Here is a 12,221-nt window from a genome sequence, read left to right on the forward strand (position 1 = left end):
CACCACTGCCAATAGGCAGCGCAGTTAACCGGTATTGTCGCAGATCCTCGCCGATATCGGGAAAACCCCAGGCCAATCGGGGACCCGTTTCGTCCGGCGATCCGACTCTCAGCTGAGCCCGGGCACCGCCTCGGACAGCTCGCGCAGCAGCGCCGCCTTCCCCTTGGCGCCGACGATCCGCTTCACCGGTTCACCGTTCTTGAACAGAATCAGCGTGGGGATGGACACCACATCGAAGTCGACGGCGGTCTGCGGATTGGCGTCCACGTCCAGTTTGGCCACGGTCAGCTCGGCCGAACGTTCGGCGGCGATTTCTTCCAGGACCGGCGCCACCATCTTGCACGGACCGCACCAGGTCGCCCAAAAGTCAACCAGCACAGGCTTACTGCTGGAGAGCACCGCGGTGGGGAAGGTCGCGTCGGACACCTCGATGGTGGCGGACTGCTCCGGATTGCTCATCGCTTGGCTCCAATCAGAGTGTCGGTACTGTCGGCGTGTCCGGCTGATTCGTGTTCGGCGAGCCAGCGCTCGGCGTCGATCGCGGCCGAGCAACCGCTGCCGGCCGCGGTGATGGCCTGTCGGTAGGTGCGGTCCACCAGGTCCCCGGCCGCGAACACCCCGTCCAACGAGGTGCTGGTGGTGCGTCCCCGGACCAGGACGTACCCGTCCGGGTCGAGGTCGACCGCGCCGCGGACCAGCGCCGAGCGGGGCTCGTGGCCGATGGCGACGAACACCCCGGTCACCGGCAGCGTGGTTTCGGCACCGGTGACGTTGTCGCGAATCCGCAACCCGGTGACCGTGCTGTCGCCTTCGACGCCGAGTACCGCCTTGTTGGTCAGGACGGTGATCTTCTCGTTCGCCATAGCCCGGTTGAGCATGATCTTGGACGCCCGGAACTCCTCGCGCCGGTGCACCAGGGTCACGCTGCGCGCGAACCGGGTGAGGAAAGTCGCTTCCTCCATCGCCGAGTCGCCACCGCCGATCACGGCGATGTCCTGATCGCGGAAGAAGAACCCGTCACAGGTGGCGCAGGAGCTCACGCCACGGCCCAGCAGTTCCTGTTCACCGGGAACCTGCAGGTAACGCGCGGCGGCGCCCATCGCCAGGATGACCGCGCGGGCCCGGAACATCTCACCCTCGGCGGTCACCACGGATTTGACCGGCCCGTCCAGCGCCACCGACTCGACGTCTTCCATGCGCAGGTCGGCGCCGAAGCGCAGCGCCTGCTCGCGCATCTGGTCCATCAGCTCGGGGCCGGTGATGCCGTCGCGGAAACCGGGGAAATTCTCCACCTCGGTGGTGGTCATCAGCGCGCCGCCGAACGAGGTGCCCTCGAAGACCAACGGCTTGAGCTGCGCTCGGGCGGTGTAGAGGGCCGCGGTGTAGCCGGCCGGACCGGAACCGATGACGATTACGTCGTGAATGGTGTTAGCGGAGGCAGTCATGCGGGCCTTTCCAGCGCGAGCCGATCAAAAGACGAAGTGGATCTGCAAAGTTTACGAACGCCAGCCTAGGCAGTGCTGTTCCCGAGCTCCCGCACGACACCTACCCGCGCGGCACAGCGGTGTCGGCCAGCAGCCCGGTGTCGGCGGCGCTGCAGTTCTGCGCCACCGCGTAGGCCGTCACAGTCGCCGGGGTGTCCCCGGGCAGCACCAGCAGTACCCCGGGGCGGGCGTTGACCTCGATCGGCTGGGCGCCCAGGATTTCCGCGGCAGCCGGATAGCCGAGGCCGCTCAGGCACGACGCGCGCTGGGCGGGGTTGCCGAGCGCGCCGAAATCGGGCGGGCGGTTCAGCAACGCAACGATCTGCGCGTCCGACAGCGGGATCACCGGCGCGGGAGTGGAGACGGTGACGCGGTTGATGGTGGCACCGACGCTGGACTCCGACGCGGGGTCGTCGAGCAGCGCCATGGTGCCGACGCCGATCGCGGCGGCCAGGGCGCACCCCCCCAGAATCCCGGCGACGACGCGGGCGGGGGGCACAGCGGGCCGCGCCGCGTGCGCGGCGCGGGCTGAGCGCAGGGCGGCTGCGACACCGTCGACGGTCTCGGCCGGCGCCTCGGGTGCCGGTTGGTCACCGACCGCGGCAACATCGTGGCGCACCTGGTGCAGGGCCTGCAAGGTCGCCGCGGCCTGCGGGTCGGTGCGGATCCGGCGGCGCAGGGCAGCGGCGGTGTCGTCGTCGAGCAGACCCGCCTGCAGGTCGGCGAGCAGCTCAACCGTCAGCGGCGGGTCCGGGTCGGCGTCGTTCATCCGCCCCAGTGTCCGTCATCGCCAATTCGGCGCCCGGGCCGGTGTCCAGATACCCGAGCAGGCGGGCAAGCCGGGCCCGAGCCCGGGCGCACCGGCTCTTCACGGTCCCCTCAGCCACCCCGAGCATGCGCGCGGTGTCGGCGATCGAGTAGCCCAACATGTCGACCGCGACCACCGTGGCCCGTTGCTCGACCGGCAGCCGCAGCAGGGCCCGCTGCACCATGATCGCTGTCTCGACCTGGGCCGTACGGTCGGGGACCGGGTATTCGTCGCGCATCGGCACCGCCGGACGGGTCTGAGCGCGGCGCAGCCGATCCAGGCAGGCATTGAGCACGATGCGGTGCAGCCACGAGCTGACCGCGGCGTCGTGCCGGAACGAGCCCGCGCCGCGGTGCGCAGACAGCATGGCGTCCTGCAACGCGTCGTCGGCGTCCTCACGAGTCGCGCTGGTCAGCCGCGCCAGTTGATACAACCGGCGATGGTGGCGGCGGAACAGCTGATCGAAGGCGCGGCGCTCGCCGTTGACATGAGCTGCCAGGAGTTCGGCGTCGCTGCGCTCCCTGCCGAAACCCACCGCCGGACAGTAACCAATCGGCGTCGGCCGGGCACTTCAGGAAGCGGCTTGGATCGTGATCTCGGAGATGGCGGTCTGGCTCTTGCCGTCGGTGGTGCCCAGCGTGGAGATCCACACCAGCACGTTGGAAGTGGCAGCGGCGGCGTTGACCTGAATGGTGTTATGGCCGGGTTTGAGCGCGGTGGCCGGGGTCAGCACGGTGGTGTCGCTCAACTTCGACGGGTTCGCCGACGACGAGGAGCGGATCTCCACCTTGGTGCCGGTGCTGGTCAGATCGATCGTCACGGTGCCGACTACGGTCGCTCTGGGCAGCTGCAGCAACAGTCCGACACCGTTCTTGAAGCCGGGGAACGGCACCGGGTCGGAATACGGATCGGTCTGCCATGACGTGCCCGGGTTGCCGTCGATAACGTTCATCGCCCCGGCGACGTCGTCGGCGTCGCCTTCGGGGGAGAACACGGTGACTTTGGTGGGCTTGACGGTGCTGCCCGACGGCGCGGCGCTGCCGGGCGACTCTGGGGCTGACGTCGGCTGGTTGTTGTTCAGGCCGAGTTGGTCCCCCTTGAGCCCGTTGCCGACGTCGCCGAAGATCTTGCTCACCACCGACGCCAGCACGAGCAGCGCCACCAGCAGGACCGCCGCGCCCGCGCCGAGGCCGATCAGCAGGTTGCGCCGACGGCGGGCGTAGGCTTCGCTGCCGGGTTCGGCGCTGCGCCGCCGCGCGGTGGGGGCGGGCAGGTCCTCGATGGGGCTGAGCACCTCGGTGCGGTCGGCCACCGCGGTCGCCTGCTGCAGCAGGTTCAAAAGCGTGGAGGCACTGCGTATTCCGCCGTCCTCCTGCACTGATCGGGCGGCGACGGCGGAGATCTGGAACGGGATGTCCCGATCGACGACGGTCGGTTCGACGGCCTGCCCGGTGGCGTCGCGTTCGGCCGGGGCCAGTCCGCTGCGCACCCCGGCCTCCGGCAGCGGCCAGCGGTTCACCAGCAGGGCGTACAGCGATGCGCCGATCCCGCGGATGTCATCCTGCGGGTTGGCGTCGGGCATGGTGGCCGGGTAGGCGAGCACCACATCGCCGTCGACGGACAGGCGCACCCGGCTGGGGTGATCCAGGGACAGCGCGACACCGGCGCGGTGCGCGGCGTCGGCGGCCGCGGCCAGCGACTGCATGGCGCGGATCGCTCCGACCGGGGACGGCGAGGTGTCGGCGACTTCCTTCAACGAGCCGCCGCGGACCCACTCCGCGACCACCAGACCACCCGACCCGGTGTGCACGACGTCGAGGATGCGGGCGATGCCGGGCTTGTCGATCCGGCTCAGCCGCAGGGTGCGCGACAGGATCTCCTGCAGCACGTCTTCGGGCAGCACGCCCTCCGGGTCGACGAACGTGAGCGCGACCTGCCGGTCCAGCGCGGTGTCCAGCGCCTGCCAGAAGTGCAGCGGCGGCAGACCGCCGTGCGAGATGAGCAGCCGGTAGCGGCCGTTGGCGATCCGCGCCCCGGGCACCAGGTTGGCGTCGTCGTGCGTCGTCGATGGTTCTGGCCCACGTTCGCGCGGCGCGTCGAAGGGGATCGGTCCGCGGGACTCGGCGCCGACGTCGCCGTTGACCTGGTGGCGGGCGGGACCCCGGTCGCGGCTGGGCGGGATGTCGGGTTGAAAGTCGTCGGCCCGTGGGGCGGCAGCCTGGGGCCCCGCCTTCGAACCGAGGGGAGCGCCGGCCGAGGAACTCTCCGATGTGCGGTCGGTCACCCCCACTCCTTTCGCCAGGCCGGCCCCGGTCGCCGGAGGCTTGCGCTGGATCGGCACCGCATTCTTCCCAGGCCGGGACAGATTTCTTTGCTCAGGGTACGTGACCGGGGGACGCCCAGACGACACTGCGGCCTTGCCCGGAGGCACCTGGACGCGGTGTCGCCGCGTCCGGCGCTGAATCGCGTCCCACGCGGCCCTGGCCTCGGGGACCTGCGCGCCGAGCATGACCGCGGCCAGGATCGGGACCATGATCATCGTCAACACCACCAGGCGCAACAGCGAACCCATGCCACCGTGCGCGGTCAGCTGGTCCAGGCCCAGCAGCCGGTCGGCGACGTGTGCGATGAGGCCGGCCAGCAGCGAGGCCGCAATCGTCACCAGGATGGTGCGCACCTCGGCCAGACCGATCAGCCGGCCGCCCTCGGGTCGCAGGCTGCGGCGCAACAGCAGGTGACCGACCAGCGCGCCGGCCAGAAACCCCAGCCCGTTAGCTGTCCCGAGGTAACCGGCGACCAGTTCCTTGTTGCTCGTCAGGTGCGGCGCAAGGACCGAGCCGGCGATCTTCACCGAGGTGATGACGATGATCACCACGATCGGTGTCCACGGTTCCTCGCGCGCGTAGAACACCCGCAGCTGCAGCAGCACCAGCGCGTACGGGATCAAGGTGAACGCCGACAGCGCGATCGCCGCACCCAGGTAGCCCGCATCGACCTGGCCGAAGTGTCCGTAGGCGAACAGTGCACTACCCATCGCAGGTCCGCCGACCGTCATCAACGCCACCGTCGGGATCAGCGTGATCATGGTCAGCCGGGTGGCCAGCGACAGGTCGGCCAGCACCGCCGGGGTGTCGTTTGCCGCGGCGTTGCGACTCAGCCGCGGCATCACCACCGTCAGCACCGTCACCCCGACCATGCCGAACGGCAGCATCAGCACCAGCCAGGTGTAGTTGTAGATCGCCGGGCCGGACGCGGCCGCGGTGCTCGCGATCTGATTGCCGACCACCAGGCCCAGCTGGCTGATCAGGACGTACAGCACCATGGCGGCGGCCATGGTGCCGAACCGTTTGAGTCGCTCGTCGATTCCCCACAGCGGTCGCAGGCTGATCCGCTGGCGCCGGATCGCCACCAGCAGCACCGCGGTTTGGGCGAACACCCCCAGGCTGGTGCCGATGCCGAGCACCAGCAGTTTGGGGTTGCCCATCTCGACCGGGTCGACCGAGAGTTCACCGGGGACGGCCAGGTAGATGCCCAGGGTGGCGATCGCGACCACGTTGTTCACCACCGGCGCCCAGGCCGGCGGGCCGAAGATGTTGCGGGTGTTCAGGATGGCCATGAACACCGAGGACAGCCCGTAGACCAGCACCTGGGGCAACAACAGGTAGGCGAAGGCAGTGGTCAGGGATGCGCTGACCTCGGGATTGCGGCCCAGCATCAGCCGCACCAACAGCGGGGCGGCCGCCACCGACAGCGCCGTGGCCAGGATCAATAGGGTGGTGGCCAGAGTGACCAGCCGGCGCACGAACGCCGCACCGCCGTCGGGGTCGTCCTGTTCGGCCCGGGCCAGCACCGGCACGAAGATCGCGGTGAACGTCGCCTCCAACACCAGCGCGGCGACCAGGTTGGGCAGCTGGTTGGCCACCGAGAACGAACTGGACAGCGCCGCGCCGAGGATCGCGGCGAGCAGCACGATCCGGGCGAAGCCGGTGAGGCGGCTGATCAGCGTCGCGAACGCCATGCCCCAGGACCGCTTCACCATCGCGGCGTCGGACAGTTCTTCGCGTCGCGGGCGCGGCTGCGGACGGGGCGCTTGGGTCGGGGTCCATCCGGGGCGCGGCGGCAGACCCGGCGGCGGCACCGGGGAGCGTGGCTGAGATAGCGGCGACCGCTGCGGCGGTGGTTGCACCCGCCGGGGTGCGTGCTTCATACGCGATGCTCTTCGTGGACCCGACGATCGATCGCCTGCGGTGGGGGTTCGGGGCGGCGCGCGGGCGGGGGCGGGTCCGGGCGGTCCAGGTCGGCGCGGTCGGGCTGGCCGCGGAACCGGTGCCACAGCCGCCGGCCGGCCAGCAGCACCAGTACGGCCGCCGCGGTGAGGGTGATCGCGAACAGCACCTTGCCGTAGGCGTTGGAATGCACCGACAACCGCACCGGCTCGCCCAGGGCGGTGCCGTCCGGGGTGCGCAGCCCGACGTCGATGGCGACCCGCTGGGTGAAATTGACTTCGATCGGTACCCGCAGCGGCAGATACCCCGGGGGCAGCTCGATCTGACCCATGTCGGTGACAGTCATCCCGGGCGGGGCGTTGACCTGCAGCCGCACCCGGATCGGTACCGCGAGGTCGTTGTGCAGCGCCAGCGGCAGCGGGCTGTGCTCGGTTGCCAGCGTGTAAGAGCCGCTGGGGTTGACGATCGTTACGGCCCGGAAAAAGTCGTCGATCGTGGTGCCCACCACCAGCAACCGTTGCTGGGCCAGCCCGTTGCGGGTGTCCGGGGGCGCCGACTGGCTCAGGGCGCGCAGCATGTCCTCGCGCAGCGGCGCGGTGTACTGCACGCCGGTCAGACCGGTGCGCTCGTCGGTCATCAATGCCGAGGTCAGCTTGGAGAGCCGGGTGACCTGGCCGGCGACCTGGACGGTGATGTCGTCGCCGATCCGGCCCCGCGCCGACGGGTAGTTCCCCGGCGGCTGAGGAGGCTCGGTGTGTGCGGCCGCCTCGGCGATCAGGGCCGGCAGGGGCCGCGGCACGGCCAGCCCGGAGTGGATCGCGGTGGCCAGGGCGGTCAGGATGAGCTGCGCGTCGTCGCCGGGCAGCGTCCACGACGCCGGGGGAACCAGGATCTGGGTGCGCGGTGCGATGTCGGGCGACACGCTGCGCCACAGCATCGCGCCCAGCGCGTCCTGGCGCCGCGCGGTGGCCGAGTCGTGGTTGATGTGCACCGACAGCGACGGGTCCAGATAGGTGGGCACGATCGGGTTGCTGCCGGCTGCGGCCAGCGCGGCACCGATCGCCGGGTCGAACGGCGCGGTCACCACCCGGGTCGCCAGCCGGCGCGGCGTGATGTCGACGCTGCCGGTCGCGGTGTTGGCGTCCTGTTCGGGCGGATCCGCGGCGGCGACCGCGACCGTGCTGTCGTTGGCGTCGAGCAGGGTGACCGCACGACCGGTGAGCGGGCCGTCGGGCAGCAGGGCGGCGCCGCGCACCGAGGCGACGTCCAGGATCCGATCCACGATGTCCGCGGTCCCGGCCGTGGCGGTGGAACTCAGCCCGGGGTCGTTGACCCGTTGCAGGGCGTCCAGGTCGGCCTGGGCGTAGGGCAGCGGCACCACACAGGTGCGGTGCGCCAGCGCCCGCAACCGGCTCAGCCACAGATTCGCTGCCGCCTGGCCGGTGCCCGGATGGGTCGGTCTGCCCGGCAGCTGCGCGGGGCCGTCCGGCGAGTCGGACACCACGTAGCCGGCGGTCATCGCATTGACGGTGACGAGCAGATCCGGGTCCACGGCCAGGCACAACGCCCGGCCCACCGCCCCGTCGGGATCCACATCGCGGCTGGTCGCGAGCTCGGCAGCGGCGAGCAGGGTGTCCAGGCGCCCGCCGGTGGCCAGCGAGTTGGCCAGGTCGTCGTCGACCAGTCGCACTGGAATGGTGCCGCCGGGGACGCCGGGGGCCAGCCGGGGCCGGTCGGCCAGCGGCCACAGCATGGTCAGCCACACCGGCTTGGCGGTTTCGGGCGCCACGGCCGCTTCGATGTCAGCGCCCTTGTCGGGCGGGATGCCGACCACCGGAAGCAGGAATCGCGCGTTGTCCAGACGGGCGGGCGCGCCGTAGTCGGGCGTCCCGTTGACGTTGACCAGCACCGGGAAGATGCCGGGTTTGTCGACGGCCAGCGACGGCTTGGTCAGTGAGCGCAGCGGGGCGGACAGGATGAACCCGGCCTGTTGGCCGCGTTGCAGTTCCGGGGACACGGTCAGGAAGTCCGCGGCCGGCTCGAATTGGTCGGTGTCCCCGTCCAGCGACGTGCGCAGGGCGGCCGACGTCGAGATGGCGCCGGCGTGCTCGAGGCGCACCATGACGTCGTGCACCGGGCGGTCGCCGATGTTGGTGACCATGCCGCTGACCGTGACGACGGGGTCACTGGTGGTGGTGACGACGTCCGGGGTCACCTGGTCGATGCGCACCTGGACGAACGGCGTCGCGGTGGGCTCGCCGGCGCCGGCGAGCGGGGGGGCGGCGAGCAGACCGCCGAAACCGGCCACCATGCCGATCACCGCGGCGAGACGCACCAACCCGGTCCACCGAAGTCGCGGTGAACTCACGGCCCCTGCCCGTGGCCGTTCTTGCGGCCCAGCGCGGAGTTGTTGGCGTGGCGGGTGCGCGAATGTGTCTGCGGTCGTCGGCGGGGCGAACTCGGGGGCAGCGGCGGCAGCGCCTGCTCGCCGTCGGATTGCAGCTTGTCGATCAATTCGTCGGCGACCTCGGCCAGTTTGCGTTCGTCGGCGTAGGCAAGCCGGGACGGCAACTCCTGCAGCGGCACCCACGCCACCTCAGCGACCTCCAGATCCTCGTCGGAGAGCTCACCGCCCAGGAACCGCATCAAATAGTGGTGCACGGTCTTGTGCACCCGTCGGCCGTCGGTGACGAACCAGTAGTCGATGCGTCCCAGCGCGGCCAGGACACTGCCGCGGATCCCGGTCTCTTCGGCGACCTCACGGATGGCGGTCTGCTCGGCGGTCTCGCCGAGTTCGATGTGACCCTTGGGCAGCGACCACAGCATCCTGCCACGGCGGTCGACCCGGCCGATCAGCGCGGCGACCTGCTCGTCGCGTGGACCGTCGATGCCGTCGATGACCAGCCCGCCGGCCGACGTCTCGTGCACGGTTCGCAGCCGGTCGCTGTTGCGGCGGGCGCGACGTTTGGCTGCGGTCGCCGGGGTGGGTGGGGCGTCGGCGGGAGGGCTGTCGGTCACGCTTTCCGCCGGACGGGCGCCGCCACGACCGCGACGCCGACCCCGGCGCCGACGTGGTTTGGCCTGTTCGCCCTCCGACACCCAAGCGATATTAGCTGGCACGGGCTATTCTCCCGGACGCACTCGCCGTTGGCGAGTACCTTTGGTCACATTCGTCGCGTTAGCCTCAATAGCCCCGTGGGTGGCGGGGTTGCTGGGTGGCCGTGACGCCGAGCGTCACGCTAGCGCGACGCTGGGCGTCGAGCGCCACGCTGGCGTGACGCTCGGGGGGCCCGCCATGACGCTCGGGGGGCCCGCCATGACGCTCGGGGGCCCGCCGTGACGCTCGGGCTGCTGGCGTGCGCTGAGTCACCGCGGCATTCCTATTAGGCTCACCGAACGTGGCCGAACCCGCCCAAGACGCCGAACTGCTGACCGCGGCCGCGGTGGCACTGCACCAGTACGCGCCGGTACTGGGCGAACTGGGTGCGGCATTCACCGGCGCCGGTCATCAGCTCTATCTGGTCGGCGGTTCGGTGCGCGACGCGCTGCTGGGCCGGCTGAGCCCGGATCTGGACTTCACCACCGACGCCCGGCCCGCACAGATCCAAGCGATCGTGCGCCCGCTGGCCGAGGCGCTGTGGGACACCGGCATCGAGTTCGGCACGGTCGGGGTGGGCCTGCGCGGGCACCGGCTGGAGATCACCACGTTCCGCGCCGACACCTACGACCAGGTGTCCCGTAACCCCGAGGTGCGGTTCGGGGACCGCCTCGAAGACGATCTGGTGCGCCGCGACTTCACCGTCAACGCGATGGCCGTGGCCGTGACGCCGACCGGGGCAGGGGAATTCCTCGATCCGCTCAACGGGCTCGCGGCGTTGCGTGCCCGAGTGCTGGACACCCCGTCGTCCCCGGAGGTTTCCTTCGGCGACGACCCGCTGCGGATGCTGCGCGCCGCCCGGTTCGTCTCCCAGCTCGGGTTCACCGTGGCGCCGCGGGTACTGGCCGCCATCGAAGAGATGGCCCCGCAGCTGGCTCGGATCAGCGCCGAACGGGTGGCCGCCGAACTGGACAAGATGCTGCTCGGCAAGCACCCGGTCGCGGGCATCGAGCTGCTGGTGCAGTCCGGGATGGGCGCGGTGGTGCTGCCCGAGATCGGCGGCATGCAGATGGCCATCGACGAACACCACCAGCACAAGGACGTCTACCAGCATTCGCTGACCGTGCTGCGCCAGGCCATCGAACTCGAGGACGGGGAACCGGATCTGGTGCTGCGCTGGGCCGCGCTGCTGCACGACATCGGCAAGCCCGACACCCGGCGCCACGAGCCCAACGGCGGGGTGAGCTTCCACCACCACGAGGTGGTGGGGGCAAAGATGGTTCGCAAGCGGATGCGGGCGCTGAAGTACCCCAAACAGCTGGTCGACGACGTAGCGCAATTGGTGTTCCTGCACCTGCGGTTCCACGGCTACGGCGACGGCAAATGGACCGACTCGGCGGTGCGCCGCTACGTCACCGACGCGGGTCCGCTGTTGCCGCGGCTGCACAAGCTGGTGCGCGCCGACTGCACCACCCGCAACAAGCGCCGGGCCGCCCGGTTGCGCGCGTCCTACGACCGGCTGGAGGAGCGGATCGCCGAACTCGCCGCGCAGGAGGACCTGGACCGGGTGCGCCCGGACCTGGACGGCAACGAGATCATGCGGCTGCTGGACATCCCGGCCGGCCCGCAGGTGGGGGAGGCGTGGAAATACCTCAAGGAGCTGCGGTTGGACCGCGGGCCGCTGTCGCACGAGGAGGCCACCGCGGAGCTGTTGGCGTGGTGGGCAGCGCGGACAGCTGACCAATCGGACTAGTTCTAGGTCCGGAGAAAACACGCTGGGCTTCCAGTCGCCCTAGTGTCTCCGGTGGTTCCGGCACCGGAGGTTCGGCCAGCTGCCCATGCTGGCAGTGCCGGATAACTGCGGCGGAACCGCTGGCGGTGCCACCACGTCCAACCCGACGTGGAGTATTGCTTGAGCGGCGAGGACGGCACCGCCGCGATCTGGAATCGGACCCCCGACTTCGACCTCAACGGCGACGGCACTCCCGACGCAATCAAGCTCGATCTCGACGGGGACGGCATCGGTGACGACGTGCTGGCCGATCTGGACGGCGACGGGATCGTCGACCACGGTGTGCTGGACGTCGATGACAACGGCAGCCCGGAAAGCTATTTCGTCGACGACGGGTCCGGGACGTGGCGGGTCGCTGTGGACCGGGGCGGGCAGTTGCGGTGGTTCGGCCTGGACGGGGTCGAACACACCGGCGGGCCCCTGGTCGACTTCGACGGCCACGGTGAGCCCGACGACCGGTTGTTGGACACCGATGGTGACGGTCTGGCCGACCAGGTGCTGTGCACCGGCCCGCAGGGCGTCACCGGGTACGTCGACACCGACGGTGACGGGCGCTGGAATATCCGGCTCACCGACGTCGACGGCGACGGCACAGCCGACGCCGCAGGCAGCCTGTGAGCCCCCACGCCGTGAGCATAGCTAACTATCGGGGGCCGCCCACTTTCGTTTTGACAGAAGGTCGTTTCTGGTGTGCACTGTCAGCCTGTTCCGTGCACTCAAGCCCAGGCAGCCGGGGTGAAGTGACAGCTGGAGGCAGCCGGTTTAGTTTTACGCAGACCCTGACTCAGCGAGTGCAAATAACTAGGGAGACATA

Annotated in this window: 9 protein-coding genes; 2 read left to right on the forward strand and 7 right to left on the reverse strand. The window is 70.2% G+C overall.

Annotation, left to right across the window (positions count from 1 at the left end):
• Window positions 1–108: 108 nt before the first annotated feature.
• The 7 genes from trxA to AC5Y3Z_RS11245 form a co-directional block, all read right to left on the reverse strand.
• Window positions 109–459 carry a thioredoxin gene (gene trxA, locus AC5Y3Z_RS11215; RefSeq protein WP_463826268.1) on the reverse strand — a complete coding sequence of 117 codons (351 nt, stop codon included), beginning with the start codon at window positions 457–459 and terminating at the stop codon, window positions 109–111.
• A complete protein-coding gene (trxB, locus tag AC5Y3Z_RS11220; RefSeq protein ID WP_473138689.1) occupies window positions 456–1,445 on the reverse strand; it encodes a thioredoxin-disulfide reductase in 990 nt (329 codons plus the stop codon). Before trxB ends, trxA begins: the two co-directional genes overlap by 4 nt.
• 100 nt (window positions 1,446–1,545) lie before the next feature.
• Window positions 1,546–2,253, reverse strand: a complete 708-nt coding sequence (locus AC5Y3Z_RS11225; RefSeq protein WP_463826266.1) for an RsmA family anti-sigma factor — start codon at window positions 2,251–2,253, stop codon at window positions 1,546–1,548.
• The gene (gene sigM / locus AC5Y3Z_RS11230) at window positions 2,216–2,827 is read right to left on the reverse strand and encodes an RNA polymerase sigma factor SigM (RefSeq protein ID WP_473138688.1); all 612 of its coding nucleotides are present in this window, start codon (window positions 2,825–2,827) and stop codon (window positions 2,216–2,218) included. The genes AC5Y3Z_RS11225 and sigM overlap by 38 nt, the downstream gene beginning before the upstream one ends.
• A 36-nt stretch (window positions 2,828–2,863) precedes the next feature.
• On the reverse strand, window positions 2,864–6,415 hold the full coding sequence (locus AC5Y3Z_RS11235; RefSeq protein ID WP_499930099.1) for a lipid II flippase MurJ: 3,552 nt from the start codon (window positions 6,413–6,415) through the stop codon (window positions 2,864–2,866).
• Between the two features lie 80 nt (window positions 6,416–6,495).
• A complete protein-coding gene (locus tag AC5Y3Z_RS11240) occupies window positions 6,496–8,886 on the reverse strand; it encodes a DUF6049 family protein (RefSeq protein WP_473138687.1) in 2,391 nt (796 codons plus the stop codon).
• A complete protein-coding gene (locus AC5Y3Z_RS11245) occupies window positions 8,883–9,617 on the reverse strand; it encodes an NUDIX hydrolase (protein WP_463826263.1) in 735 nt (244 codons plus the stop codon). The genes AC5Y3Z_RS11240 and AC5Y3Z_RS11245 overlap by 4 nt, the downstream gene beginning before the upstream one ends.
• A gap of 299 nt (window positions 9,618–9,916) precedes the next feature.
• Between AC5Y3Z_RS11245 and AC5Y3Z_RS11250 the strand changes: the two genes are divergently transcribed.
• On the forward strand, window positions 9,917–11,368 hold the full coding sequence (locus AC5Y3Z_RS11250) for a CCA tRNA nucleotidyltransferase (RefSeq protein ID WP_473138686.1): 1,452 nt from the start codon (window positions 9,917–9,919) through the stop codon (window positions 11,366–11,368).
• A gap of 147 nt (window positions 11,369–11,515) precedes the next feature.
• A complete protein-coding gene (locus AC5Y3Z_RS11255; RefSeq protein ID WP_473138685.1) occupies window positions 11,516–12,025 on the forward strand; it encodes a pullulanase in 510 nt (169 codons plus the stop codon).
• Window positions 12,026–12,221: the final 196 nt, after the last annotated feature.

This window comes from Mycobacterium sp. NGS61 (assembly GCF_059812325.1).

Excerpts from the sequence above, each read along its gene's own strand:
- trxA (WP_463826268.1), bottom strand. The coding sequence starts at position 459 with ATGAGCAATCCGGAGCAGTCCGCCACCATCGAGGTGTCCGACGCGACC.
- trxB (WP_473138689.1), bottom strand. The coding sequence starts at position 1,445 with ATGACTGCCTCCGCTAACACCATTCACGACGTAATCGTCATCGGTTCC.
- AC5Y3Z_RS11225 (WP_463826266.1), bottom strand. The coding sequence starts at position 2,253 with ATGAACGACGCCGACCCGGACCCGCCGCTGACGGTTGAGCTGCTCGCC.